The organism is Tenacibaculum sp. SM2510, assembly GCF_057002845.1.
This window is the reverse complement of the sequence record NZ_CP192703.1, coordinates 2,262,420-2,289,157: the sequence shown is the minus strand read 5'-3', so window position 1 is coordinate 2,289,157 and position 26,738 is coordinate 2,262,420. Positions and strand designations below refer to the sequence as shown.

The window sequence follows — 26,738 nt, the reverse complement described above, 5'->3', positions numbered from 1 at the left end:
ATTGCGGGTGCAAATATAGTAACAGTTTTTTATTCACACAAAGCTTTTTTGTTTTTTTTAATTATTTTTTATTTCACATTAAAACACACAATCTTAAAAACTAAAAAAAGCAAAACCTAACACAATAGTTTTCAGTACTATTTCAATACTCAAGGCTAATTACGATCAGAAACAATATCCTTTAAGAAAATACACATATTAAAAAAGACCTCCATTTAACTTCAATTAGATCGTCTTACTTATCTATATATAGATTTTAAAACCTTATAATTTTTTTTAAAAACATTCGTTTTTAATCTTAAAAAATACCTGGTATAAATTTTTTAACGGAAGTTTTACACAGGTAATAAAAATAAAAAACCCTGCACTTGCAGGGTTTTTTATTTTTATTAATATGCTTTCGCAAAAAGAACTTTTTTTGAGGATGGATTTCCTGTAAATATACACTTACCAACTTCCTCTTTAGCATCGTTAGGAATACACCTAATGGTTGCTTTTGTTAATTCCTGAATCTTATCTTCTGTATCAGTCGTTCCGTCCCAGTGAGCGGATACGAAACCTCCTTTATTTTCTATTACTTCTTTAAACTCTTCAAAAGTTGTAACCTCAGTAGTATGAGCTGCTCTATAATCTAAAGCCTTTTTAAATAAGTTTTCTTGAATTTCTTCTAATAGATTAGCAACAACATTCACTACTTCATCAATAGCAATCGTTTGTTTCTCGAAAGTGTCACGACGTGCAACCTCAACAGTACCGTTTTCTAAATCGCGGTTACCCATTGCAATTCTAACCGGCACACCTTTTAACTCGTATTCGGCAAATTTAGCTCCTGGCCTATAAGTATCTCTATCATCAAACTTAACAGAAACTCCTTTTTTACGCAATTCTTTAACGATCACATCTACTTTATCCGCAATAGCTGCTAATTGCTCTTCTCCTTTGTATATAGGAACAATAACAACTTGAATTGGCGCTAATTTTGGAGGTAAAACTAATCCTGCATCATCAGAATGCGTCATAATTAATCCACCGATTAAACGTGTTGAAACTCCCCAAGAAGTTGCCCAAACATATTCTTTCTTTCCTTCTTTAGACGTGTATTTAACATCAAAAGCTTTTGCAAAATTCTGTCCTAAAAAGTGAGATGTACCAGCTTGTAAAGCTTTACCATCTTGCATTAATGCTTCAATAGTTAAGGTATCATCGGCACCTGCAAAACGTTCACTTTCAGATTTAGCTCCTTTTACTACTGGCATTGCCATAAACTCTTCAGCAAATGTTGCATACACTTCTTGCATTTGTTTTGCTTCAGAAATAGCCTCTGCTTTTGTAGCATGTGCGGTATGCCCCTCCTGCCATAAAAATTCAGCCGTACGTAAAAACAAACGTGTACGCATTTCCCAACGAACTACATTTGCCCATTGATTTATTAACAAAGGCAAATCACGGTATGATTGTATCCAACCTTTATAAGTATTCCATATAATAGCTTCAGAAGTAGGACGAACCACCAATTCTTCTTCTAACTTTGCTTCAGGATCTACTCTTAACTTCCCTGGTTTATCAGGGTCGCTTTGTAAACGATAATGTGTTACAACAGCACATTCTTTTGCAAATCCTTCTGCATTTTTCTCTTCAGCTTCAAATAAACTTTTAGGTACAAAAAGCGGGAAATAGGCATTTTCATGACCTGTTTCCTTAAACATTCTGTCTAATTCTGCCTGCATTTTTTCCCAAATAGCAAATCCGTAAGGTTTTATAACCATACATCCTCTTACTGCCGAGTTCTCAGCTAAATCAGCCTTTACAACTAATTCGTTATACCATTTAGAGTAATCTTCTTCTCTTTTTGTTAAATGTTTGCCCATATTCAAAAGTTTGGCATAAATATTGTTATTTTTTATGCGTAAATTGTCTATGCAAAACTACATTAAAAAGGGTACAAGCCCAACAAAGAAATAATATTTTGCACTCCGGTTTTCGAATTAGTTTTTAATAACCTAAAAATTTAAGCGATGAAGTTACATTACGCCAACACTAAGCTACCTATTTATATTCTATCATTATTTATGGTAGCAACACTTGTTTCTTGCGGAACAATGCAAACGGTTGCTGACAGTGGTGATGGTATTTATGCTGATGATCAACAAGAACAGCCTCAAAGAAGAGTTATTATTGCAGATGAAAATGAATATCAGGAATATGAAGAAAACTATTTTACCAAAGAAATTGAGCGCTTAGGTGCTTTAAACGGAACCGATATTTTTACTGATATAGAAAACTACACTTCTGATGATGGTGATTACAATGAAGATGAGGATATTATATATGAAGAAGAAAGCAATATCAACTATAATAACAATGAACCTTGGGGTTATAATGATAATAACAGTGATATTGTAATAAACATAAACACTTCTCCGAGATGGGGCTATTATAATGAGTGGGATAATTTTTATGGATATAATAACTTTAATAACCCTTGGTGGGGGCCGAGACCTTACGGTTATGGTTGGGGATATAACAATTACTGGAGTCCTTACGATTACAGAAGGTTTAATAACCGAGGCTTTTATGTTGGATTAGGTGGTTTCTACAACCCGTACTACAGAAACAGTTATTATGGAAACAATCGTTACTACAGACCTTATAGAGGGGCAAATTATTATAGAGGACATAGAACAGCATCAAACTCAAGAAGAGGAACAAGTGGTTATAGCAGAGGCTACACAAATAACAACCGAAAATACTCTACATCTAGAAGATCATCAAAAACCTACAGAAGAAGTAACACCAATGCTACACGCTCTACAAAAGGTATAAAATCAAGAAGAAGCACACGAGGCAGAAATGCAACAAGAGGTAATTCTAATAGCAGATACACAAAAGGATATAATCCTAACGGAAACAGGTCTGCAAAAGGAACAAGAGGGAAGCGAAGTAGTCGTAGCAGCTCAACGAGAGGTAGAAGCACAAGAAACAACAGCTCTTCTTCTAAAAGCGCTTCTAAATCGAGAGAATCAAACAAAAGAAGTGCTTCTAATTATAGAAAAAGTAAACAACCTAAGAGCAATAGTAACTATTCTTCGCAAAGCAAAAGTTCAAGAAGTTATTCTGCTCCATCTAGGAGTTCACGTAGCTCTTCATCTAGAAGTAGCTCTAACAGAAGCTCAAGAAGTTCTTCTAGCAGTAGAAGCTCTAGAGGTGGTAGGAGATAATTTAAACTAACTTTTCTAAATAGGTTTTTAAACTAATTAACGAAAAAACATGAAACGAATTTTAATTTTCGCGATACTCGTCGCTAGTACTTATAGTGCCTTCTCGCAATCATTAGACTATAATGATTTAGGCATATTGTTTTCTAAAGATGATCATTACGGAACAGCTCGTTTTGAAGCTATGAGCGGCGCTTTTGGTGCTTTAGGAGGTGATATTTCCGCCTTTAGTGTTAACCCAGCGGGAGCTGCTGTTGCACAAAAAAGTGTATTTTCGGTAACCCTAAATAATAGAAACACCGAGTATTCGTCTATGTATTACGGCAACACAACAAACACACAAGACAATTATTTTGATGTTAGTCAGGCTGGTGGTATTTTAACTTTTGATACCGCTTACAATTCAGAGTGGAATCGTTTTGCTTTGAGTTTTAATTACAGAATGAAAAAAGATTTTAATGCTTTTTATTCAGCTGAAGGTAATAGTGATCGCTTATTTTACAACGAACATGTTGCTGATACAAAACCAGTAAAAACACAGTTTGATGCAAGTATAGATCAATATAATTCTAGCAGAACAGAAGGTGAGGCAAGTGTATTTAATATAGGCTTCTCTGCAGTACATCAAAATAAATTATTTGTAGGAGCGTCTTTAAACTTTCATGATTTAGAATTTTATAGAGAAGCTTATTTTAACGAAGTTAATGACGATGTTGACGGAAATATTTTAGATGTAGAAAGTTATACCGAAACTTATATTCACGGAAGCGGATTTTCTCTTAGCCTAGGTTTTATCTATAAAATAAATCAAAATATAAGAGTTGGTTTAGCTTATGAAACACCAACTTGGTATCAAGAAGTTATTGAAGACTATTATGATGAATTGATAATGAATGAAGTTGAAGATTTAAATATTGATGCAGATTTTGATGTTATTGGTCCAGATTCTTACGCTTACAAATTTAAATCTCCAGGAAGACTAACTGCCAGTGGTGCCTATATTTTTGGCAAACAAGGTTTAATTAGTGTTGATTATACTTATAAAAATTATAAAAACATTAAATTTAATAATGGTGATTTTAATCAAGAAAACGCAAACTTCACCAATAATTACCGCAACACACATGCTTTAAATATTGGTACAGAATGGCGTTTCGACAAAATGAGTATTAGAGGTGGGTATCATTATGAAAAAGACCCTAACTTACTTTTAGGAGGCAATACAAACAAAGATAATATCAAAGGATATTCAGCTGGTTTAGGTTATAATTTCGGAAACATGAAATTTGATTTATCATACAGTAAATACGAAAACAGGCAATATTACACCATATATAATCATGGTGATTTAAACATAGATAACAATACTAGTAGAGTTTCAGGAACCATTACTTTTAGCCTATAATTCTATCATAAACAATATATATAAAACATCCTGCTTTTGCAGGATGTTTTATATATACATATCTCACTTTTTTACCGTAATTTTGCACTTTATTTTACAACCTATGAGCACACTAAAAATAACATTACAAGAAACTAATAACGAAACCATTCTTAAATTTGTGAGTAACACAATTTTAGTAAACGGTGGTAGTTACGAGTTTAACAATATAGACGATGCTAAAAACTCACCTTTAGCACAACAACTTTTTTACCTTCCTTTTGTAAAAAAAATACTAATAACTGCTAACTTCATTGCTATTCAGCGTTTTGATATTGTTCAATGGGATGATGTTGAAGAAGAAGTTCGCCAACAAATAGAAAATTATTTACAAGAAGGTAATACGCTTGTACAGGAAGAAACAACTAAAAAAGATGCTGTTGAAGTATATGCTGAAGTTACACCGAATCCGGCTGTAATGAAATTCGGCTCAAACAAAGCACTTACGCAAACTGATGTTGAGTTTAAAAACATTGAAGAAGCTAGTAAATCTTCACCTTTAGCAACAGAATTATTTGGTTTCTCTTTTGTTAAAGAAATTTTTATTTCTGAGAACTACGTGTCTATTACAAAATACGATATGATAGAGTGGAATGAAGTTCATCAAGAAATTCGTTCATTTATTAGAACCTATATTCAAGACGGAAAAACAATTATACAAGAGCTTCCAAAACAACAAACAAAACAAAATGTTGAAATTCCGAAGGAAGATTTAACAGAAACAGAAGCTAAAATAGTTGATATTTTAGATGAATACATTAAACCAGCTGTAGCTTCAGATGGAGGAAACATTGCGTTTCAATCATACGACAAAGAAACAAAAACAGTGAGTGTAGTTCTTCAAGGAGCATGTAGTGGCTGCCCTTCATCAACCGTAACTTTAAAAAATGGTATTGAAACCATGCTTAAAGATATGCTGCCAAATCAGATTAATGAAGTAGTTGCTATTAACGGATAATTTTTAAATTACATGTCTAAAACCATCAAACCATACAAAGATTCTGAATTAGGAAAAAAAGAGCAAGTTGCAAAAATGTTCGACAATATTTCTGAAGATTACGACGGCTTAAATCGCGTTATCTCTTTAGGAATTGATGTAAGTTGGCGAAAAAAAGTGGTGAAATTAGTTGGTGAAAATAATCCGCAACACATTTTAGACATCGCTACCGGAACAGGTGATTTGGCTTTAATGATGGCGAAATTAAATCCGCAAAGAATTGTAGGTTTAGATATATCTGCAGGAATGCTAGCCGTTGGTAAGCAAAAAATTGCAAAAGCAAACTTAAGTGATAAGATTGAAATGATTGTTGGCGATAGTGAAAACATGCCTTTTGATGACAATACTTTTGATGCTATAACCGTTTCTTTTGGGGTACGTAACTTTGAAAACCTCGACAAAGGTTTAACTGAAATATTTCGTGTTTTAAAACCTGGAGGTAAATTTGTAGTGTTAGAAACCTCTAACCCTACTAAGTTCCCCTTTAAACAAGGATATAAGTTTTACACTAATTTTATCTTACCAATTATTGGTAAACTTTTTTCAAAAGATAAAGTTGCATACTCTTATTTATCAGAAAGTGCTAATTCTTTTCCTTTCGGTGAAGCCTTTAACAATATTTTACAAAAAAATGGGTTTAACAATGCAAAGAATTTACCTGTAACTTTTGGTGTTGCATCAATTTATACCGCTTTAAAATAGTATGTTAAAAAAACTTTTATTCTTCGGATTTTTCGCATTTATCACAATTAGCTCTCAAGCGCAAAGTGAAAAGATATTAAACCTTCCTAGTTTTGACAAACCTATATTTCATTATGGATTTTACCTAGGTTTAAACAATAATGGATATAAAGTTGCTTATAAACCTAGCTCATTTAATAATGCTGAAATAGAAGTGAGTTCATCTATTGGGTTTAACGTTGGTTTAATTGCTGATTTAAGACTTCACAACAACATTAACCTACGTTTTGAACCAGGTTTAATGTCTAACACTAAAACATTACGTTTTAAACATATTGTTGGCACAGAGAACCAGAAAGAAAGAGAAGTAGCTGCTACTTATTTACACCTCCCTTTTATCTTAAAGTTTAGCACTAACAGACTTAATAATGTTAGGCCTTATGTATTAGGAGGTATGTCATTCGATTATAATTTTTCTAGTAACGAAAATAATAGTGATGATAATTTTGGTGGTGAATTTAGAACTACTTCTAGTAATATAATGTACGAAGTAGGTATTGGGATAGATATCTATTTAAGTTATTTTAAATTCTCTCCTTCTATTAGAGGTATTTTCGCCATTAATAACGAAGCCGTTTACGACAATACAAACCCAAGTCAATGGACAGATCCTATTGACTTCTTAGGTACAAGAGGTGTTTTTCTACACTTATCTTTTGAGTAAAAAAAATGACCATCTTTCGATGGTCAATCAGTAAAGATAAAATCTTTACTGATAAGATAGAAGTCCCCCGAAATCTATCATTTTTTTAATTTATTCTTTATAGCCTTCAACAAAGATAAAATAAAAACACGAAAATCGTTAGTTTTTAACAACTATTTTACTGTTTACCACCTCTTTAATCGGAAAAACAATTTTTCCTTTACTTGTTGAAACTGTTAAACAAATATTATCTATCGCTACGACAACACCTTCAACATCTCCTATAACAACTTTTTGCCCTACCCCAATATTTTTTCTTGAATAATAGCCATAAAGTAACCTTACAACAACTTCTTTAGCCCCCAAGCCAAAAGCCAAAGTAAATGCTAAAAGGACAGAACCTATTAAAAGCGTTAGATTGCTTTTTATTATTGAAGTATCTACACCTGCTTGATCTAATGCTGTTATTGATAAAAAAACTACTACCAAATAAAAAATAATATTCCCTACCAAGTTTCCTCCAGATATTTCTAAAGATTTAAACATTGCTTGTATTGTTTTTTTAAACACCCCCCCTAAATAAACACCAGCAATAAAAATACCTAAAGCTGTTAATAATTTAGGCAAATAAGCAAAAAAGCTTGTAATACCCTCAGAAACCACATTTATACCAAAAATATTTGCACCAGCCATTACAAACGTTAAAATTAAAAACCATTTTAACACTGTAAGTATTACGCTTGTTAACACAATATTTGTAGAAGAACTACCGAATATTTGATTTTCAATTAGCTTTTTAGACAATTCATCAATCTTTGTTTTTGTTAATGTTTTTTTAACAACAAACAATAAAAGTTTAATTATCAACCAGGATAGCAAGACAAAACCAATAAAACCTAGAACTGTAGGTAATGAGTCGATGATATTTTGAAAAATATTTTTAAAAGGCTTTATAATATCAATTTTTAATATATTCATAATAATCGTATTAGTTCAATTATTCATTATCGTTAGCTTCGCTTTTAAAAATACCGCCTCCCAATAGATCAATGATTGTACGTGGGTATTTTACCACAAATAAATCTGCCATATCTATCGATAGCTTTATCATTGCTACATCATCTAGCACCCTCTCTTTAAGTTTTTCGGGCAACTCTTCATTATGTAATATTATCTTAAATGGATTCTCCATAATTATTAAAGTGCATTGTATGCTTTTACAACTTTTTCTTTTGCTCGTTTTAAACGCATTTTCACTGCGCTGGCTCCTATTTCTAATGCCTCTGAAATTTCTTTAATACTCATATCATCTTGATATTTCATCAATAAAATCATCTTTTCAGAAACTCCTATTCTATCCAGTGCTTTTGCTAATTTAGTTGCTTTTAATTTAAATAAAGTAGCGTCATCTATTTCGTTTTCATTAGTTTCTTCCTTAATATTATCTGTTACAACAGTTACTTTTTCTTTTTTCTTCTCTTTATTTCTTTGCACATAATTTACACAGAAATTATAGGTGAAGGAATATAACCATGTAGAAAACTTAGATTTTCCTTTAAAGGTTCTTAATTTAACAAATAACCTAATAAATACATCATGTGTTAAATCCTGAGACTCTTCTTTGCTTTTAGAAAAACCATAACATTTGTTATATACAACACCTGCATAACGGTCATATAAAATAGCAAATAAATGAGTGTCATTTTTTTCTACTATTTTACTAACTAACTCCTCATCACTTAATTTTATATCTTCAAGAGCTTTCAATAATTAAATATAATTCTAGATGTATAATTCAACCTGTAATTATTTTAGGTTCTTGTAAAGAGAATAACCTCTACCATTTCTTTATCACTTACAATTTAACAATTATTTAACTCTTTGGCGAAATAAATGAAAAAAATTTATTTTTTTGTAACATTATTGAAACATCATACGTATAAACTAATGTAGACGGATTGATGAATTAAAAATATTACTTAATTAGATGAGACAACTAAAGATTACCAAACAGGTTACTAACAGAGAAACCGCTTCATTAGATAAATATTTACAAGAAATAGGAAAGGTAGATTTAATTACTGCCGATGAAGAAGTTGAATTAGCACAAAGAATTAAAGCTGGTGACCAAAGAGCCTTAGAAAAATTAACTAAAGCTAACTTACGTTTCGTTGTTTCGGTAGCAAAGCAATATCAAAATCAAGGATTAACATTGCCAGATTTAATTAATGAAGGTAATTTAGGTTTAATTAAAGCAGCAAAACGTTTTGATGAAACTCGTGGTTTTAAATTTATCTCGTATGCTGTATGGTGGATTCGTCAATCTATATTACAAGCATTAGCAGAACAATCTCGTATTGTACGTTTGCCGTTAAACAAGATTGGATCTATCAACAAGATTAACAAAATGTATGCTTTCTTAGAGCAAGAAAATGAAAGACCCCCAAGTCCTGAAGAAATTGCGAAGAAGCTAGACATGACTGTAAATGACGTAAAAGAGTCTATGAAAAACTCTGGTCGTCACGTATCCATGGATGCTCCTTTAATTGAAGGTGAAGATTCTAATCTATACGATGTATTAAACTCAGGTGAATCACCAAATCCAGATAAAACATTATTACACGAGTCTTTACGTATTGAAATTAACCGTGCGTTAGAAACATTAACGCCTCGTGAAGCTGATGTTGTAAAATTATACTTCGGTTTAGGAGAACACCAACCAATGACTTTAGAAGAAATTGGTGAAACTTTCGATTTAACTCGTGAGCGTGTTCGTCAGATTAAAGAAAAAGCAATTCGTAGATTAAAACACACCTCTAGATCTAAAATATTAATGACATACCTAGGTTAGAAGGTCGAAGCCCTCTTTTGGTATCTCACTCATGCTTTAGAAAAGCATGAAACAAATAAAAAACTCTCGAATTAATTTTCGAGAGTTTTTTATTTGAAGCCATTTCCTGCTTTCATTACTCGCTTTTTTCACTGCTTTTTTGATATAAATTTTTCATGCTTAAAATTCACTCAAATTGACAGTAAAAAAGAGCTCAAACAAATAGTTCAATCAGGACCAACTATATTTAACAATTTTATTAGCGATCCATTGTTTCTCGCAAAATCTAATTAATTACCTTTACACAAAATAACAACACAACAACAAACAAATGAGTAAATTAATTGCACCATCAATTTTAGCAGCAGATTTCGCGAACCTTCAAAGAGACATCGAAATGGTAAACAGTAGTGATGCCGATTGGTTTCATATTGATATTATGGATGGTGTTTTTGTACCAAATATATCTTTCGGAATGCCTGTTTTAAAAGCAATTACAAAACATGCAAAAAAAACAATCGATGTACATTTAATGATTGTTAATCCTGATCAATACATTCAAACATTTGCTGACTTAGGAGCCGATATTTTAACGGTACACTTCGAAGCTTGTACACATTTACACAGAACTATTCAAGCTATAAAAGCGGCAGGAATGAAAGCCGGAGTTGCCTTGAATCCGCACACACCAATTGCTGTTATAGAAGACGTAATTGCTGATTTAGATTTAGTCTGTATCATGAGTGTAAACCCTGGTTTTGGCGGGCAATCTTTCATAGAAAATACTTATAAAAAAGTAAATCAGTTAAAACACTTAATCGAGTTTTCTAATTCTGAATGTCAAATAGAAATTGACGGAGGTGTAACCGATAAAAATGCCAATAAACTTATTGAAGCTGGCGCTGATGTTTTAGTAGCTGGTAGCTATGTTTTTAAAAGTGACAACCCAACCGAGACTATTAAAAACTTAAAAGAATTAGTAAATTAAAATACAAATAAATTGATAGACAAACTTAAACAACATTATGGTTATTTATTTGAAGACGATTTAATTAATGAAATCGCTAACGTTGCTACTTATAAGGAATTTGATGAAGATGCTATCATTATTGATATTGATAGCAATATGACTTCTATTCCTTTAATAATAAGTGGCGCTATTAAAATACTAAGAGAAGATAAAGAGGGTGAAGAATTAGTTTTATACTATATAGAAAAAGGCGATACTTGTGCTATGACACTTTCTTGCTGCATGGGAGAAACAAAAAGCAAAATTAAAGCAATTGCTGAGACTGATGTTTCACTATTAATGATACCTAAAAGTAAAATGTCCGAATGGTTAAGTAAGTATAAAACTTGGCAAGAGTATATTTTATTAAGCTACCACGCTAGGCTTAATGAGTTTATTGAAGCTGTAGATTCTATTGCTTTTTTAAATATGGATGAGCGCTTATACAAGTATTTAAAAGATAAAGCAATGGTTGTTGGTAACGACACTTTAAACGTTACTCATTTACAGGTAGCAAACGACTTACACACCTCTAGAGTCGTTGTTTCTAGATTACTAAAAGCTTTAGAGAAACAATCAAAAATCGAGTTACGAAGAAATCAAATAAAAATATTAGCACTTTAACTTTATTGAGTTATAATTAAGCATAACCTTAATTTTTCTATAAAGCTCTGGAAATTTATTATGCAAATCTTCTGGGGTTTCAAAGAAATGCTCCATAATAACAGCTACATACTCTAACTTATTTGTGAATGCATACTCTCTAAAATAATTAGATTTTTTTATTACTTCAATATTATTTTTATTGTCTATAAATGCTGTGATCTCTTCAAATACTTTGTAAAATATTCTTGCACTAACATCTTTAGACCTTTTTCCATGAAAAGTTAAAGCATGTGTAAACTCATGAATTCCAAGATTTAAATTATCATTTAATACAATGTTTCCTATTAAAAAATCTTCCCATGAGAACACTATCATTTTAAAACCAGGATTAAACTCTCCTTTATGGTATTTCTTTGTAATAACTGAATAAAAGGTACCTGGATAAACTACAACCTTATCAAAAGTACTTGTTAAATACTTTCTCATACCAAATGTTAACTTAACATAAGTCGCTGCTATTAAAACCTTAACCTCTGGAGTTAATGTAAAATTTTCTCTTTCAATAAACTCATAATTTCGTATAGAACGAGTTAATCTATGCTCAAAATAACTTTTGTTTTTATCATTTAATTTTTGATAAAAAGTAATATTATTAATTAAAAAATCTTTCTTATTTCGTGGTAATTTTTTTTTAACCAAATAGAAATGAACAAAAATTGGTTTATTAAATATATAAACGTAAATAGATTCTGCTATATTTATTACAATCCCAAAAAAGCTAATAAAAATAGCCAAATACTTAATGATGAATACCTGTTTCATTAATATAAATTAAATGAATTTTCGCACTGTGTAACCTATGTTACACAGTGCGAAGTAATTCTTGTATACATTAGCTCTTTCTTTAAAAAAGTCCCCGTTTTTTTTATTCCCCTAAAAAAGCAGTAGATAATCTACTGCTTTTTTCTTTGTGACCGCGAAGGGATTCGAACCCCCAACCCTCAGAGCCGAAATCTGATATTCTATCCAATTGAACTACGCAGCCATTTTTTTATGCTAAATTTTCTTTCACAATCATTGAAATTGCTTTACCATCAGCTTTACCTGCTAATTGTTTTGACACCATTCCCATAACTTTACCCATATCTTTCATTCCTTCCGCACCAACTTTAGCAATAGTTTCTTTTACTACTTTCTCAATCTCCTCTATTGATAAAGCTTCTGGTAAAAACTGCTCTAAAATAGCCGCTTCCGCTAATTCTGGCTCTGCCAGGTCATCTCTTCCTTGTTCCGAAAAAATAACAGCGCTATCTTTTCGTTGTTTTACTTGTTTTTGGATAATTTTTAATTCTTCTGCTTCTGAAACTTCTCCAGTTCCTGTTTCGGTATTCGCTAACATAAAAGCCGATTTCAACGCCCTAAGAGCCGTTAAAGCTACTGTATTTTTCGACTTCATAGCTTCTTTCATCTTTTCTATTACTTGTTTTTGAAAACTCATAGTTATTTGTTTTATTTTTAAAAAAAATTCCCGACAAAGCGGGAATTTATAATTATATTTTTCTTTTATTAATCTACATTATCATGTAAAAATGAATTATTTGAACGTAACAAATCGTTATTTTCTGTATTTAATGCAGTATCTGATTTACTGATATCAGATCCGGTATTAATATCTACACCAAACCTTTTATATGCAGGCTGACGCTCAATTTCATCAATGTTTTTATTTACTTGATCGTTGAATTTATAATTAAATCCTTTCATTTTATCACGTCTTTCTTGCGTTCTTTTTTGCAATTCGGATATCGTAATTTCTAAAGGAGATATTTCTTCACTTGTAGTTTCTATATTGTTAATTTCTTCTAAAGTTTTAGTTTTTACTTTAAACTGCAAAGACTCTTCAACTTCTTCTTTAACAACCGGAGTAGAACTTTTGCCAATCGTTGGCTGCACATTAAAATCATCTAAAACATAACGTTTCTCTACTTGATGTACCTGTGGTTTTATCTCTTGAGCTACAACTTTTATGTTTTTAATTTCATTTGTAGTTGCTATAATTGGTGCTACTGGCGTTATTTCTTCATATGAATTTACCGGTAAATCAAACAATAAATCCTGTTGAATAGGTTGCTGTTGTACCTCTTTTTTTACAATTTCTTGCTCAGCTATATTGGTAATAATAAAATCGTCTTCAGAAATTGTTTCTAATGCAACTTCTTCATAAACAACGTTAATATTTTTTATTACATCCGTAGTTGGAATTAAATTTAGCCTTGACTCTTCTTTTTCCTCTTCTAAAACATGAACAACTTTACTTGGCGCTCCGCCCGAAAAAGGTTGGTTAATACTTGGTGCTACTTGTACTTTTTGTTCTCCAAAATTATAGGTAGCTTTTTGTTCATCCTCTAGAGTATGAACAATTTTTTTTACTTCTGTATCTGTAATCGTTCCTTGTTGATCAGCTGTAAAACCTGTTGCAACAATAGTTACAGCAATGCCATCTTCTAAAGACTCATCTTCACCAACTCCCATGATAATATTTGCATCATAACCAGCTTCATCCTGAATATAATCATTAATTTCTCCGATTTCATCTAAAGTAACCTCATTAGCGCCTGATACAATTAATAATAATACGTTTTTAGCACCGGTAATTTTATTATCGTTTAACAACGGAGAATCTAATGCTTTTATTATTGCGTTTTTAGCACGGTTATCACCTGTTTCTTTAGCTGACCCCATAATTGCCGTTCCACTGTTAGAAAGAACTGTTTTAGCGTCATGTAAATCAATGTTTTGCTTATAATGATGCGTAATTACTTCAGCAATACCTTTAGCCGCAGTTGCTAAAACTTCATCAGCTTTAGAGAAACCAGCCTTAAAACCTAAATTCCCGTAAACTTCTCGTAATTTATTGTTATTTATTACAATAAGTGAATCTACGTTTTTACGTAATTCATCTATTCCTTTCTGAGCTTGTTTGGTACGCATTCTCCCTTCAAACTGAAATGGCATTGTAACGATACCTACCGTTAAAATATCCATATCTTTTGCTATCTTAGCTATAATAGGCGCTGCTCCTGTACCTGTACCTCCACCCATACCTGCGGTAATAAATACCATTTTAGTATGTGTGCTTAACATTTGCTGAATCTCTTGAATACTTTCTGCCGCTGCTTGCGCACCAACATCAGGGTTTGCTCCTGCCCCTAAACCAGAAGTTAGGTGTGCTCCTAATTGAATTTTATTCGGAATCGGACTGCTTTCTAGTGCTTGCGCATCTGTGTTACAAATCACGAAATCTACACCGTGAATTTGCTTATTAAACATGTGGTCTACAGCATTGCTTCCTCCCCCACCAACACCAATTACTTTAATAGCATTCGATTGTGTTTTTGGCATGTCGAATGAAATGTTATTGAATTCTGTACTCATAATAACTTTTCTTTTTAATTTTTTATTCATTTGCATTCTTTTTTAAGGGGTAAAAAAGAATACTTACTTTATATAATTACTACTCTGCGTTATCTAAAAACTCGGTAAACCTTTCTCTGAATTTATCAAAAATAGATTTTGTTTTCTCTCTAACTACTTCCTTTTTTTCTCCAAATTCTTCTACAATATTTGCAGTGTCCTGTGTTTCAGCAACCACTGACTCTTTAACAACTTCTTCTGTAGGTTTATAAGAATCTTTACGTAACCCTTCCATTAACAAACCTACTGCTGTTGCGTATGAAGGACTTGATAAAATCTCATCAGAATCGCCTGCTAAATGCTCATTCGGATACCCAATACGAACGTCCATTCCTGTAATATATTCTACCAGCTGACGCAAATGCTTTAATTCCGATCCTCCTCCGGTTAATACGATTCCTGCAATTAATTTTCCTTTCTGAGTTTCGTGCCCGTAATTTTTTATTTCTAAATACACATGCTCTATAATCTCTTGAACTCGTGCATGAATTATTTTAGATAAATTTTTAAGCGTAATCTCTTTAGGATCTCTTCCTCGTAATCCTGGTATAGAAACAATTTCTGTTTCTTTATTTTCTCCCGGCCATGCCGAACCAAATTTTACTTTTAATAATTCTGCTTGCTTTTCAATTATCGAGCAACCTTCTTTTATATCTTCAGTAATAACATTTCCTCCAAAAGGGATTACAGCTGTATGGCGAATAATACCATCTTTAAAAATGGCTAAATCTGTAGAACCACCACCTATATCAATCAAAGCAACCCCTGCTTCTTTTTCTTCTTGACTTAAAACCGCTGAGGCTGATGCTAAAGGCTCTAGTGTAATATCTGATAAACTTAAACCTGCACTTTTAACACATCTTCCTATGTTTCTGATAGAAGAAACCTGACCAACAACTACATGAAAATTAGCTTCTAATCTTCCACCATACATCCCAATTGGTTCTTTAATTTCTGCTTGGCTATCAACCTTAAAATCCTGAGGCAAAACATGAATAATTTCTTCTCCAGGAAGCATTACTAATTTATGCACTTGGCTAACAAGACTTTCAATATCACCTTCATTTATTACCTCGTCTGATTTTTCACGAGTAATATAATCGCTATGATGTAAACTTCTAATATGTTGTCCTGCAATACCCACAACTACACTTTCAATCATTTGCCCAGAAACACTTTGTGCCTCTTCTACTGCTTGTTGAATAGAGTGAATAGTTTGAGTAATATTATTTACCACTCCTCGTTTTACACCTAAACTTTTAGCCTTACCAATACCCAAAACTTCTAATTTGTCGTATTCGTTCTTACGACCAATCATAGCAACAATTTTCGTAGTACCAATATCTAAACCAACTGCAATTTTATTATTCTCCATCTTGCTTTTGTTTTGTGCACACAACTTGGTTGTGGTATTTTACATTTATTGTCTTATAATTTTTAATTGTTTTATCAATCAATGCTTTGTTATAAAAGGCTATTAGCTTTTTAAATTTTACATTTATATTTTCTAGCTCCCCAAAAATTATTTGGTAGTCGCCACTTCGAACTGTAAAAACATATTCATTTTGAGTGTTTTTCTGAATTGCAATAATTTCTTTACTTAAAAAATCATTTTTTTCAATTACTTTTACTAAGCTTATTAACTCACTTATATCTTTACCATTCTCTACCCCCGAAACCAATGGAACTCTTGCTGAAAAATTAACCGATAAGGGAATTTTCACTCCGTACTTATCAACATAATATGAAGCATCTTTATTAACAATGCGAACTATTGGTGTACGTTGTTTAATCAGTGTTTTTAAGACGCCATTAATTGTTAAAAAAACAGCCGCTTTTTCAACATAAGAATTCTCCAAAACATTTGTTTCTAAAAGATGTAAATTTACTACTCTTTTTGGTTGATTTTTAACAAATTTCTTATTTTGTATTAACAATTTATCAACCATACTGTGTGTCAAAAAGTTATTGTCGCCTGCTTCAAATTCAATCACAGTCTTTTCTATTTTTTTAACCCCATTTTTACTTGCTGTAAACCCATATAAAAAGCCTAGAAACACCAGTAACAAGAAAAAAGAAAGATATGTTGCTACTTTTTTCATACTTAAATATTATATTTTTTCTCCAAACTATTCTTTACTTCATCAACTAACAAACCAATATCTCCTGCGCCTAGCATTACAATAATTTTCGCCTCAGATTTTAAAATTTCTCTTTCTAAATTTTCTTTAGAAACCAACGCCTTATTAGCTGAATTTATTTTATCTAATAACCACAAAGAAGTAACTCCTTTTATAGGCAATTCTCTTGCCGGATAAATATCTAATAACAACACTTCATCAAACTTAGAAAGTGCTGTAGCAAAATCTTCTACAAAGTCTTTTGTTCTCGTATATAAATGTGGTTGAAAAACAGCCAATACTTTTTCTTTCGAATACATTTCTCGTATCGAATGTTCTACTGCATTTATTTCTGTTGGATGATGTGCATAATCATCAATCAATACTACGCTTTCTGTTTTTATTTTATATGAAAACCTACGCTGAACTCCTTTAAACGTTTTTAGTTGTTCTTTAATCTTATCTAAAGAAACACCATACACATCAGCCATTGCTAAAGCAGCCAGAGCATTCATCATATTGTGTTTTCCTGGCAAATGGAATTCTATATTTTTTATTTCTGATGTTGGTGTTTGTACATCAAAAACATATTTTCCTGTTTCAACCTTTACGTTATAAGCCTTGTAGTCTGCAGTTTCATTTACAGCATATGTCAATCCTTTTAACAGTAATCCTTTTGCAACAATTAATGTATCAGAAACTTTATTTGCAAATTCTCTAAACGATTGTTGCAACATTTCGTTTTCTCCATAAATATCTAAATGATCAGCATCCATAGAGGTAACACATGCAATATTTGGAGACAATTTTAAAAACGAACGATCAAACTCGTCTGCCTCTACCACCGTTATTTTGTCTTCTCCTAAAATTAAATTCGAGTTGTAGTTCTCTGCAATTCCGCCTAAAAAAGACGTTGCCTTTTCAGGCTGCATTATATGACCTAAGATTGAAGACGTTGTGGTTTTACCATGCGTACCAGCAACACCTAAACAAAAAGTATTTTTTGTTATTTCCCCTAAAATCTCAGCTCTTTTTAAAATCTCAAATCCGTTATTAATAAAATAGTTTAATTCTTGATGTTCACTCGGAATCGCAGGTGTATAAACCACCAACGTTTGTTTTTTATCTAAACAAGAAATATCGATATTTTTAACAGCATCTTCAAAATGGATTTTCACACCAATCTCCTCCAACTTCTTAGTAATCGAACTTGGTGTTTTATCATAGCCAAACACTTGTTTTCCGTTCACAGCAAAATAACGAGCAATAGCACTCATACCGATTCCTCCGATACCTATAAAATAAACGTTATGTATTGTTTTTAAATTCACCTATTTATTAATTTTTCTACCTCGTTAACGATATCACTCGTTGCATTAGGCAATGCTAACTCATTTATATTTTCGCTTAAACTCTGCTGTTTTCCTTTATCTTTTAATAATGTTTCTATTACTATTGGAAAAGTATCTAGATCGCTTTCTTTTACTAAAATAGCACCATGTTTATCTACAATAGATTTCGCGTTTTTTGTTTGATGATCTTCCGCAACATTTGGTGACGGAATAAAAACAGTTGGTTTACCTACAATACACAATTCAGAAACCGAACTTGCTCCTGCCCTTGAAACCACAAAATCTGCCGCCGCATAGGCTAAATCCATTCTATTTAAAAACTGATGTACTTGCACATTTTCAACTTCATTATATTTTTTATAATCCTCAAAATATAATTTACCACATTGCCAAATTAATTGAACATTCTGATTTTTAAAAAAAGTTAAATTAGACGCTATTAATTCATTTATTTTTCTCGCCCCCAAACTCCCTCCTAAAACTAGGATTGTTTTTTTGGTGACATCTAACTCAAAAAAATCTTTCCCTTCGTTAACTTTTGTATGAATACTTAACAAATCTTGACGAACAGGATTTCCTGTTTTTATAATTTTATCTTTCGGAAAAAAACGCTCTAAATTATCATAAGCAACGCATATTTTACCTGCTTTTTTACTGAGTAATTTATTTGTGATTCCTGGATATGAATTTTGCTCTTGTATTACCGTAGGAATACCTTTTTTATTGGCAACCATTAACGTTGGGCCACTTGCAAAACCACCTGTTCCAATTACTATATTTGGTTTGAATTTTCTAATAATTTTATGCGCTTTCCATAAACTACTCAATAACTTAAAAGGAAATAATAAATTATTAACAGTTAACTTTCTTTGAATACCTGAAATCCACAATCCTTTTATATCATAACCCGCTTGCGGAACTTTTTCCATCTCCATTTTATCCTTCGCGCCAACAAACAAAATATTGGCAGCAGGGTAACGGACTTTTATTTCGTTTGCAATTGCAATGGCCGGATAAATATGCCCACCTGTACCACCGCCGCTTATAATAACGTTAATCGATTGTTTCATGTAAAATATCTAAAGGATTATCATCTAAAATCGTTTCTTCTGTTTCATTTTTAGAAGCACTAACACTTAATATCATTCCCAATGCAAAACAGGTCATCCAAATAGAAGTACCTCCACTACTAATTAATGGCAATGTTTGTCCTGTTACTGGTAATATATTTACGGCAACAGCCATATTAATCATTGCCTGAAAAACAATTGGTATCCCTACACCCAGCACCATTAGTGTTGCAAATATTGTAGTAGCCTTTTTAGCTGTTATTAAAATTCTAAACAGTAGTAAAAAATAGATAAACACTACAACAATAGCTCCTGCTAAACCATATTCCTCAACAATAATTGCATATATAAAATCGGAAGACGACTGTGGTAAAAAATTCTTTTGAACGCTTTTCCCAGGCCCTTTCCCTAACATTCCGCCAGTAGCAATTGCTATTTTTGCTTTTTCTACTTGATAATTCTCTTTTCCGTCTGAACTAGAAAACCCTTCTAATCTACTTTGCCAAGTACTTATTCTGTTTGGCATTGCATCAGGAAAAGCTTTTGCTACAAGTATAAAAAAAAGCAAAGAAAAAAGTCCAATTCCTAATATATAACCTATATATTTTAATGGATAACCTCCTATAAAGGCTAATAATAAAATCATAAAAAAAACGATGGCTGTTGTAGAAAAATTTGCAGGAAGCACTAATAACAACACAAAACCTACAGGTAGCCACAATTGCAATAAACTATCTTTAAAGCTTATTGCTTTTTCTTTATTTTTTGCCAAATATCTAGACACATACACCATTAGCACTAAACCTGCCAGTGTAGACGTTTGAAAACCAATACCTACAAACGGTATATGAATCCACCTACTTGCATTTGCCCCACCAATTGTTGTTCCTTGAGATAGGGTAAATATTAACAACAACACAACTATTGGCAACATTAAAACAGCTCCTCCACTGAAATATCTATACGGAATTTTATGTACTCCATAAATTACAGCAAAACCGGTAATTAACAACACAACGTGCTTTATTAAATGCCCTAATGTAGAGCCATTGCCAACCACATATACTAAATTAGTACTTGCGCTATAAATTGGCATGAATGAAAATATTGCCAACACAGCAACAATAGCCCAAATAGCCCTGTCTCCTTTTATATGTTGAAAAATGGTTTTCATTAATCTATTTTATTTTTATAAATTTTTAATTGCTTCTTTAAATTTTCTACCTCTGTCTTCGTAGTTTTCAAACAAATCGAAACTAGCACATGCTGGAGACAACAAAACAACATCGCCTGCTTTTGCAACTTTGTTTGCAACCTTAACAGCTTCTTCTGCCCCAGCAGTCTCCACCAAAACATCTACAACATTACCAAATGTTTCAATAATTTTTTGATTATCTAAACCTAAACAAACAATTGCTTTCACCTTCTCTCTTACCAATGGTAATAAATCAGTATAATCGTTTCCTTTATCAACTCCACCAACTATCCAAACAGTAGGACTATCCATACATTCTAACGCATAAAAAACAGCATTTATATTTGTAGCTTTACTATCGTTTATAAATTGTACCCCATTAATTTTTTGCACGTATTCTAAACGGTGCTCTACCCCTTCAAAATCCAATAAACTTTCGGCTATTGTTTCTTTTCTTACCTTTAACAATCTTGCAGCCATAGATGCTGCCATTGCGTTTTTAGTATTGTGCTTTCCTTTTAATGCTAATTCAGAAACGTTCATCAATATTTCTTCTGTTGTTAATTTCATTATAATTTTATCTTGTCTTAAAAAAGCTCCGTATTCTAATTCTCTTTCAATAGAAAATGGAACCTTTTTTGCGTTAACATTATTTTTATTTAGCCAATTTTGTATTGCTTCATCATCTGCATCATAAATTAAAAAATCATCTGACGTTTGATTTTTTGTAATTAGAAACTTTGATGCTATATACTTATCAAAACTATACTCATATCTATCTAAATGATCTGCGGATATATTTGTTATAATTGCAATATGTGGTTTAAACTCTATAATTCCATCTAACTGAAAACTACTTAATTCCAACACATATTCACTGTAATTTCTCTCAGCTACTTGCTGCGCAAAACTATCACCTATATTACCCCCTACACCAACATTTAATCCTGCTTTTTTAAGTACATGACCTGCCAACAAAGTGGTCGTTGTTTTTCCGTTTGAACCTGTAATTCCTATTATTTTTGCATTTGTAAATTCAGCTGCAAATTCAATTTCAGAAATTACTTTTATCCCTTTTGAAATTAATTCTTGAACCAACCTCACTTTATCAGGAATACCCGGACTTTTCATTACAACATCAGCATTAAAAATTTTATTTTCTGTGTGCTGATTTTCTTCAAAATCAATTGAATTATGTAAAAGAACTTTTTGGTACTTCTCCGCAATACTCCCTTTATCAGAAACAAAAACTTCAAATCCTTTTTGTTTTCCTAATAATGCTGTACCAACACCACTTTCTCCTCCTCCAAGAACCACCAACCTTTTCATTTTATCTTAATTTCAAGGTTATAATGGTTAATACCGCTAATAAAATTCCTACAATCCAAAAACGGGTAACTATTTTACTTTCGTGGTAATTTAATTTTTGATAATGATGATGTAATGGAGCCATTTTAAAAATTCTTTTTCCTACGCCAAATCTCTTTTTGGTATATTTAAAGTAAAACACCTGAAGGATTACAGATAAATTTTCAACTACAAAAATTCCTGCTAAAATTGGCAACAATAATTCTTTACGAATTGCAATTGCAATAACCGCTATTATTCCTCCGATTGTTAAACTACCCGTATCTCCCATAAACACTTGTGCAGGATATGTATTGTACCAAAGAAACCCTATTAAAGCTCCTGCAAAGGCAAATATAAACACCGTCATTTCACCAGAATTTGGGATATACATCACATCGAGATAATCTGCAAAAATGATATTCCCTGATACCCAAGCAAATATCGCCAATGCGATCACCATAATTGCCGATGTCCCGGCTGCTAAGCCATCAATACCGTCTGTTAGGTTTGCGCCATTTGATATTCCGGTTACAATAAAAACAACTACGAATATGAAAACAATCCATCCGTATTTTTCATAGCCCTCACCTAAAAAGTTTAATGCTTTTGCATAGTCTAATTCATTGTTCTTTAAAAACGGAACTGTTGTTTTTGTTGATTTATGAGCCTCTCCAAAAACCTTCACTTTTCCGTTTACCTGAACCACCTGTTCAGCTTTTGGCAACTGTTCTTTTATAGTTACATTAGGATGAAAATATAACATAGACCCTACAATGATACCCAAACCAACTTGGCCCAAAACTTTAAATTTCCCTTTTAAACCCGCCTTATCTTTTTTGAATACTTTTATATAATCATCAGTAAAACCTATTACTCCCATCCAAACCGTGGTAATTAATAAGATAATAATGTAAATGTTTTCTAATTTTGCTAATAACAATACCGGAACTAAAGTGGCAAGAATTATAATAAGTCCACCCATAGTTGGCGTACCTGCTTTTTGCACTTGTCCCATTAAACCTAAATCTCTTACTGTTTCACCAATTTGTTGTTTTCTTAAAAAATTAATTATTTTTTTCCCGAATATGGTTGATATCAACAAAGACAAAATAAATGCGATTGCTGCACGAAACGTAATAAACTGAAACACACTTGCTCCTGTTAAATTAAATTCACTTTCTAAATATTGAAATATATAATACAGCATGCTATGTGTTTTTTAGTTGATTGAAACAGTTCTCTACCTCCTCTAAATCATCAAAATGATGTTTTACTCCATTTATATCTTGATAATTTTCATGTCCTTTTCCTGCAATCAATATTATATCTCCTTTTACTGCCAATTTACATGCTGTTTTAATCGCTTGCTTTCTATTTAAAATTGACAATGTTTTTTTATAATTTTCTGATGGTACGCCGGCTTCCATCTCATCAATAATAACCTGAGCATCTTCTGTTCTTGGATTATCAGAAGTAAAAATCGCTTGACCACTTAATTGAGAAGCAATCAACGCCATTTTTGGACGCTTTGTTTTATCCCTGTCACCTCCACAACCAACAACGGTTATTACGTTTTCGTTACCAGTACGGATATCGTTTATAGTTTGTAATACATTTTTAAGTGCATCTGGCGTGTGTGCATAATCAACAACAGCAGTTACTCCGTTATTTGAAACTGTGTATTGAAAACGCCCATCTACACTTTCTAACTCACTTATAAGTCTTAAAATTTCTAACTCCTCTAAACCTAGTAAATTTGCAACTCCAAAAATTGCTAATAAATTAGATACATTAAACTCACCAATTAACTTAGTCCAAACCTCAATATTATTGATCGTTAATAAACTTCCCGAAAAACTTTTTTCTAACACTTTAGCTTTAAAATTACCAAGTGTTTTTAACGCATATGTTTGCTTGTTTGCTTTGGTATTTTGTAGCATTATCTGCCCGTTCTTATCGTCAATATTCACCAATGCAAATGCTGATTTTGGTAACGAATCAAAAAATGATTTTTTTACATCTCTATACTCTGCAAATGTTTCATGATAATCTAAATGATCGTGAGATAAGTTGGTGAAAACACCACCTGCAAAAACAAGCCCTTCTGTTCTTTTTTGATGAATTCCGTGAGAGCTAACTTCCATAAAGCAATATTCCACACCTGCATCAATCATCAGCGATAAGTATTTATTAATCGCTAAAGAATTTGGTGTTGTATGTGTTGCCTTATGTGTTTCATCTGCAACCATTATTTTAACTGTTGATAACAAACCAACTTTATAACCTGCGTTTTTAAATAGCTGATACAATAAGGTAGCAATCGTTGTTTTTCCGTTTGTACCTGTAACACCTACCAATTGTAATTTACTTGACGGATTCCCATAAAAATTCGCTGCCATAATTGCTAATGCAACATTAGAATCATCAACCTCAACATAGGTTACTCCTTCTTTTTTATCCGCAGGAATACTTTTACAAACAATAACAGTAGCACCCAAACTCAATGCTTTTTCTATAAACTGATGCCCGTCAACAGTAACTCCTTTTTGCGCTACAAACAGATCGTTTTTTTGCACCAATCTACTATCAAACTGAATGTTGTTGATTGCAACATCAGTATCTCCATAAATTTTATTTACAGCTACTTTATATAATATGTCTTTTAACTTTCTCAATTATGATAACTTTAAATAAACTGTTGCTCCTTTTGATACTTTTAGCCCTTTATCTATAGATTGCTCTGTTACCTTTCCCATTCCTGAGAATCTAACTTTCAACCCCATATTTTCTAATAAAGCAACTGCATCCATTCCGCTCATACCTAAAACTCTAGGCATAATTGTTTTATATTTTCTTAATTTTTTATAATAATCCTGATATTCACTATCAATACTTGCTGATGAAATTTCGTCAGACACTAATTGATTGTTAACAGGAGTTGTAGTGTAAATTTTTTGCGCTATGTCTTTAAATACAGGTGCAGCCACTATAGCGCCGTAATACCCTTTTTCTTTCTTCGGACTATGAACAACCACAATACATGAATATTTAGGAGCATCAGCTGGAAAAAAACCAGCAAAGGATGCTACATACTCTTTGCTAGAATAATGACCATATATCGTTTTGCCATTTTCATCCTTATGCTTTGGAATCCATTTTTTAGCCGTTCCTGTTTTTCCTGCCATAGAAAAATTTGAAGAATACACATTCATTGCTGTACCTTTTTTAACTACATTTTCCATAACTTTCCGCACCTTATTTAAGGTTGTTTGAGAAGCTATTTTTTCTTTCAAAACCTCAGTACCAAAACGTTTTTCTATCTTTCCCCCAACCCTTAACTCTTTAACAAAATATGGTTTCACTAGTTTTCCGTTATTCGCCACTGCATTATAAAAAGCCAATGTTTGTAGAGGCGTAAGAGAAACCCCATACCCCCAAGCCATCCACTCTAATGAAATGGGGCTCCAACTTTTTTCTGAAGAACTTGGAATATATGGCTTTCCTTCTCCCTTAATTTTAACACCCGTTAATTGATCTAAACCAAAAGATTTAATACGTTTTATAAACTTGTCTGGATTTTTATCGTAATGTTTTTTAATTGTTTTTACAATTCCTACATTAGAGGAAACCTCAAAAACACGAGATAAGGAAATCTTACCATAACCATCGATTTTACTATCTTCTACTTTTCTGTTATTAATAAATATTTTACCCTTCTCACAATCTACAATATCTGATGTATCCGCAACTTTATCCTCTAAGGCTGCCATTAAACTCGCCAACTTAAAAGTAGAGCCTGGCTCATGACTTTCCCAAACTGCGTAATTTCTTTTTTCGTAATATTTTCCTTTAGAAGTTCTTCCTAAATTAGAAATTGCTTTTATCTCGCCTGTTGCCACTTCCATTACAACAGCACAACCATGATCTGCCTCAAAATATTCTAACTGACGAAGTAACGCATGATGCGTTATATCTTGAATATTTACATCGATAGTAGTTATCACATCACTACCATCAATTGGCTCTTTTTCATTAACATCGTTAATAGGCCTCCATTGTCCTTTTGCTATTTTTTGCTTTAAACGCCAACCGTTTTCACCTTGCATATAATCCGCAAAAGCACCTTCTATCCCAGCACCACCTCTTTTATTATCATAGCCTATTGTTCTTTCGGCAATTTTACCTATCGGATGCACTCTTACCGTGCTTTGCTCTGCTATAAAACCACCTCTATAAATCCCTTCTTTAAAAATTGGGAATTTCCTCATTTTCATATAATCATTGTAACCCACGTTACGAGCAATTAATAAATAGCGGTTTTTTTGTTTTTTTGCTTGTCTTATTATTTTCTGATAGTAATTTGAAGACTTTCCTAACATTCCAGACAACGATTCAGATAATGCTCGAATATTCTTCTCAAATATCTCTGACTTTACCGCAACAACATCCATGCGTATGGTATATTTTGACATTGAGGTTGCCAACAAATTTCCGTCTGCAGCGTACACATTACCTCGGTTTGCAAATATCGTATCGTTTTTTACTGTTTTTTCTTGAGACAGCTTTCTATACCTATCGCCATCTACATACTGAAGATTAAATACTCTAAAAACAATAACCACAAAGAAAAGTGTCATTAAAACAACTACTACATAGAGCTTGTTTAAAATACCTTTCTTTTCTACCATTTTT

General features: G+C 32.2%; 24 protein-coding genes and 1 tRNA gene. 8 read left to right on the top strand and 17 right to left on the bottom strand.

Annotation, left to right across the window (positions count from 1 at the left end; translation table 11 throughout):
- Nucleotides 1–389: 389 nt before the first annotated feature.
- Complete coding sequence (gene proS, locus ACQ629_RS10275; RefSeq protein ID WP_483704730.1) at nt 390–1,868, bottom strand: proline--tRNA ligase; 1,479 nt, start codon at nt 1,866–1,868, stop codon at nt 390–392.
- Between the two features lie 147 nt (nt 1,869–2,015).
- Here proS and ACQ629_RS10270 point away from each other — a divergent pair, with 147 nt between their 5' ends.
- From ACQ629_RS10270 to porT, 5 genes are all read left to right on the top strand, one after another.
- Entirely contained in the window at nt 2,016–3,218 is a 1,203-nt protein-coding gene (locus tag ACQ629_RS10270) for a hypothetical protein (protein WP_483704728.1), read from the top strand.
- 49 nt (nt 3,219–3,267) lie between these two features.
- Nucleotides 3,268–4,620 carry an OmpP1/FadL family transporter gene (locus tag ACQ629_RS10265; protein ID WP_483704726.1) on the top strand — a complete coding sequence of 451 codons (1,353 nt, stop codon included), beginning with the start codon at nt 3,268–3,270 and terminating at the stop codon, nt 4,618–4,620.
- A 103-nt stretch (nt 4,621–4,723) separates the two neighbouring features.
- Nucleotides 4,724–5,617, top strand: coding sequence for a NifU family protein (locus ACQ629_RS10260; RefSeq protein WP_483704724.1), 894 nt, complete (start codon nt 4,724–4,726; stop codon nt 5,615–5,617).
- Between the two features lie 12 nt (nt 5,618–5,629).
- Entirely contained in the window at nt 5,630–6,358 is a 729-nt protein-coding gene (ubiE, locus tag ACQ629_RS10255) for a bifunctional demethylmenaquinone methyltransferase/2-methoxy-6-polyprenyl-1,4-benzoquinol methylase UbiE (protein WP_483704722.1), read from the top strand.
- Nucleotide 6,359: 1 nt separating this feature from the next.
- A complete protein-coding gene (gene porT / locus ACQ629_RS10250; RefSeq protein ID WP_483704720.1) occupies nt 6,360–7,061 on the top strand; it encodes a type IX secretion/gliding motility protein PorT/SprT in 702 nt (233 codons plus the stop codon).
- Between the two features lie 138 nt (nt 7,062–7,199).
- Here porT and ACQ629_RS10245 read toward each other — a convergent pair whose 3' ends face one another.
- Genes ACQ629_RS10245 through ACQ629_RS10235 form a run of 3 tightly spaced genes read right to left on the bottom strand, consistent with a single transcriptional unit; the run spans nt 7,200 to nt 8,807 of the window.
- Nucleotides 7,200–8,018, bottom strand: coding sequence for a mechanosensitive ion channel family protein (locus tag ACQ629_RS10245; RefSeq protein ID WP_483704718.1), 819 nt, complete (start codon nt 8,016–8,018; stop codon nt 7,200–7,202).
- A gap of 19 nt (nt 8,019–8,037) precedes the next feature.
- On the bottom strand, nt 8,038–8,232 hold the full coding sequence (locus ACQ629_RS10240; protein ID WP_483704716.1) for a hypothetical protein: 195 nt from the start codon (nt 8,230–8,232) through the stop codon (nt 8,038–8,040).
- Between the two features lie 5 nt (nt 8,233–8,237).
- Nucleotides 8,238–8,807 (bottom strand): RNA polymerase sigma factor, encoded by a 570-nt coding sequence (locus ACQ629_RS10235; protein WP_483704714.1) that lies wholly within the window; start codon nt 8,805–8,807, stop codon nt 8,238–8,240.
- Between the two features lie 220 nt (nt 8,808–9,027).
- Between ACQ629_RS10235 and ACQ629_RS10230 the strand changes: the two genes are divergently transcribed.
- The 3 genes from ACQ629_RS10230 to ACQ629_RS10220 all read left to right on the top strand — a co-directional run bounded on the left by ACQ629_RS10230 (nt 9,028) and on the right by ACQ629_RS10220 (nt 11,503).
- Nucleotides 9,028–9,891, top strand: coding sequence for a sigma-70 family RNA polymerase sigma factor (locus ACQ629_RS10230; RefSeq protein WP_028890199.1), 864 nt, complete (start codon nt 9,028–9,030; stop codon nt 9,889–9,891).
- A 310-nt stretch (nt 9,892–10,201) separates the two neighbouring features.
- A complete protein-coding gene (gene rpe, locus ACQ629_RS10225) occupies nt 10,202–10,858 on the top strand; it encodes a ribulose-phosphate 3-epimerase (RefSeq protein ID WP_483704712.1) in 657 nt (218 codons plus the stop codon).
- 12 nt (nt 10,859–10,870) lie between these two features.
- Nucleotides 10,871–11,503, top strand: a complete 633-nt coding sequence (locus ACQ629_RS10220) for a Crp/Fnr family transcriptional regulator (protein ID WP_483704710.1) — start codon at nt 10,871–10,873, stop codon at nt 11,501–11,503.
- On the opposite strand, the gene ACQ629_RS10215 is transcribed toward ACQ629_RS10220, so the two are convergent.
- The 13 genes from ACQ629_RS10215 to ACQ629_RS10155 all read right to left on the bottom strand — a co-directional run bounded on the left by ACQ629_RS10215 (nt 11,492) and on the right by ACQ629_RS10155 (nt 26,734).
- Nucleotides 11,492–12,307, bottom strand: a complete 816-nt coding sequence (locus ACQ629_RS10215) for a zinc-dependent peptidase (RefSeq protein ID WP_483704708.1) — start codon at nt 12,305–12,307, stop codon at nt 11,492–11,494. The two genes, ACQ629_RS10220 and ACQ629_RS10215, sit on opposite strands and share 12 nt — an antisense overlap.
- 149 nt (nt 12,308–12,456) lie before the next feature.
- Nucleotides 12,457–12,530, bottom strand: a tRNA-Arg gene (locus ACQ629_RS10210).
- A gap of 6 nt (nt 12,531–12,536) precedes the next feature.
- A complete protein-coding gene (locus ACQ629_RS10205) occupies nt 12,537–12,983 on the bottom strand; it encodes a GatB/YqeY domain-containing protein (RefSeq protein WP_483704706.1) in 447 nt (148 codons plus the stop codon).
- 68 nt (nt 12,984–13,051) lie between these two features.
- Entirely contained in the window at nt 13,052–14,920 is a 1,869-nt protein-coding gene (ftsZ, locus tag ACQ629_RS10200; protein WP_483707202.1) for a cell division protein FtsZ, read from the bottom strand.
- Between the two features lie 79 nt (nt 14,921–14,999).
- Nucleotides 15,000–16,334: a cell division protein FtsA gene (ftsA, locus tag ACQ629_RS10195; protein ID WP_483704704.1), complete on the bottom strand. Its 1,335-nt coding sequence runs from the start codon at nt 16,332–16,334 to the stop codon at nt 15,000–15,002.
- A complete protein-coding gene (locus tag ACQ629_RS10190; protein ID WP_483704702.1) occupies nt 16,324–17,061 on the bottom strand; it encodes a cell division protein FtsQ/DivIB in 738 nt (245 codons plus the stop codon). The genes ftsA and ACQ629_RS10190 overlap by 11 nt, the downstream gene beginning before the upstream one ends.
- A gap of 2 nt (nt 17,062–17,063) precedes the next feature.
- Nucleotides 17,064–18,410, bottom strand: coding sequence for a UDP-N-acetylmuramate--L-alanine ligase (gene murC / locus ACQ629_RS10185; protein WP_483704700.1), 1,347 nt, complete (start codon nt 18,408–18,410; stop codon nt 17,064–17,066).
- On the bottom strand, nt 18,407–19,501 hold the full coding sequence (gene murG, locus ACQ629_RS10180) for an undecaprenyldiphospho-muramoylpentapeptide beta-N-acetylglucosaminyltransferase (protein ID WP_483704698.1): 1,095 nt from the start codon (nt 19,499–19,501) through the stop codon (nt 18,407–18,409). Before murG ends, murC begins: the two co-directional genes overlap by 4 nt.
- On the bottom strand, nt 19,485–20,675 hold the full coding sequence (locus tag ACQ629_RS10175) for an FtsW/RodA/SpoVE family cell cycle protein (protein WP_483704696.1): 1,191 nt from the start codon (nt 20,673–20,675) through the stop codon (nt 19,485–19,487). The genes murG and ACQ629_RS10175 overlap by 17 nt, the downstream gene beginning before the upstream one ends.
- Before the next feature lie 15 nt (nt 20,676–20,690).
- Nucleotides 20,691–22,025, bottom strand: coding sequence for a UDP-N-acetylmuramoyl-L-alanine--D-glutamate ligase (murD, locus tag ACQ629_RS10170; RefSeq protein WP_483704694.1), 1,335 nt, complete (start codon nt 22,023–22,025; stop codon nt 20,691–20,693).
- Between the two features lies 1 nt (nt 22,026).
- Nucleotides 22,027–23,253: a phospho-N-acetylmuramoyl-pentapeptide-transferase gene (gene mraY, locus ACQ629_RS10165; RefSeq protein ID WP_483704692.1), complete on the bottom strand. Its 1,227-nt coding sequence runs from the start codon at nt 23,251–23,253 to the stop codon at nt 22,027–22,029.
- A 1-nt stretch (nt 23,254) separates the two neighbouring features.
- Nucleotides 23,255–24,721 carry a UDP-N-acetylmuramoyl-L-alanyl-D-glutamate--2,6-diaminopimelate ligase gene (locus tag ACQ629_RS10160; protein WP_483704690.1) on the bottom strand — a complete coding sequence of 489 codons (1,467 nt, stop codon included), beginning with the start codon at nt 24,719–24,721 and terminating at the stop codon, nt 23,255–23,257.
- A complete protein-coding gene (locus ACQ629_RS10155; RefSeq protein ID WP_483704687.1) occupies nt 24,722–26,734 on the bottom strand; it encodes a penicillin-binding protein in 2,013 nt (670 codons plus the stop codon).
- Nucleotides 26,735–26,738: the final 4 nt, after the last annotated feature.

Bases quoted from the DNA above. Each gene is read 5' to 3' on its own strand.
- proS (WP_483704730.1), bottom strand. From the start codon at position 1,868: ATGGGCAAACATTTAACAAAAAGAGAAGAAGATTACTCTAAATGGTAT.
- ACQ629_RS10270 (WP_483704728.1), top strand. From the start codon at position 2,016: ATGAAGTTACATTACGCCAACACTAAGCTACCTATTTATATTCTATCA.
- ACQ629_RS10265 (WP_483704726.1), top strand. From the start codon at position 3,268: ATGAAACGAATTTTAATTTTCGCGATACTCGTCGCTAGTACTTATAGT.
- ACQ629_RS10260 (WP_483704724.1), top strand. From the start codon at position 4,724: ATGAGCACACTAAAAATAACATTACAAGAAACTAATAACGAAACCATT.
- ubiE (WP_483704722.1), top strand. From the start codon at position 5,630: ATGTCTAAAACCATCAAACCATACAAAGATTCTGAATTAGGAAAAAAA.
- porT (WP_483704720.1), top strand. From the start codon at position 6,360: ATGTTAAAAAAACTTTTATTCTTCGGATTTTTCGCATTTATCACAATT.
- ACQ629_RS10245 (WP_483704718.1), bottom strand. From the start codon at position 8,018: ATGAATATATTAAAAATTGATATTATAAAGCCTTTTAAAAATATTTTT.
- ACQ629_RS10240 (WP_483704716.1), bottom strand. From the start codon at position 8,232: ATGGAGAATCCATTTAAGATAATATTACATAATGAAGAGTTGCCCGAA.
- ACQ629_RS10230 (WP_028890199.1), top strand. From the start codon at position 9,028: ATGAGACAACTAAAGATTACCAAACAGGTTACTAACAGAGAAACCGCT.
- rpe (WP_483704712.1), top strand. From the start codon at position 10,202: ATGAGTAAATTAATTGCACCATCAATTTTAGCAGCAGATTTCGCGAAC.
- ACQ629_RS10215 (WP_483704708.1), bottom strand. From the start codon at position 12,307: ATGAAACAGGTATTCATCATTAAGTATTTGGCTATTTTTATTAGCTTT.
- ACQ629_RS10205 (WP_483704706.1), bottom strand. From the start codon at position 12,983: ATGAGTTTTCAAAAACAAGTAATAGAAAAGATGAAAGAAGCTATGAAG.
- ftsZ (WP_483707202.1), bottom strand. From the start codon at position 14,920: ATGAGTACAGAATTCAATAACATTTCATTCGACATGCCAAAAACACAA.
- ftsA (WP_483704704.1), bottom strand. From the start codon at position 16,334: ATGGAGAATAATAAAATTGCAGTTGGTTTAGATATTGGTACTACGAAA.
- ACQ629_RS10190 (WP_483704702.1), bottom strand. From the start codon at position 17,061: ATGAAAAAAGTAGCAACATATCTTTCTTTTTTCTTGTTACTGGTGTTT.
- murG (WP_483704698.1), bottom strand. From the start codon at position 19,501: ATGAAACAATCGATTAACGTTATTATAAGCGGCGGTGGTACAGGTGGG.
- ACQ629_RS10175 (WP_483704696.1), bottom strand. From the start codon at position 20,675: ATGAAAACCATTTTTCAACATATAAAAGGAGACAGGGCTATTTGGGCT.
- murD (WP_483704694.1), bottom strand. From the start codon at position 22,025: ATGAAAAGGTTGGTGGTTCTTGGAGGAGGAGAAAGTGGTGTTGGTACA.
- mraY (WP_483704692.1), bottom strand. From the start codon at position 23,253: ATGCTGTATTATATATTTCAATATTTAGAAAGTGAATTTAATTTAACA.
- ACQ629_RS10155 (WP_483704687.1), bottom strand. From the start codon at position 26,734: ATGGTAGAAAAGAAAGGTATTTTAAACAAGCTCTATGTAGTAGTTGTT.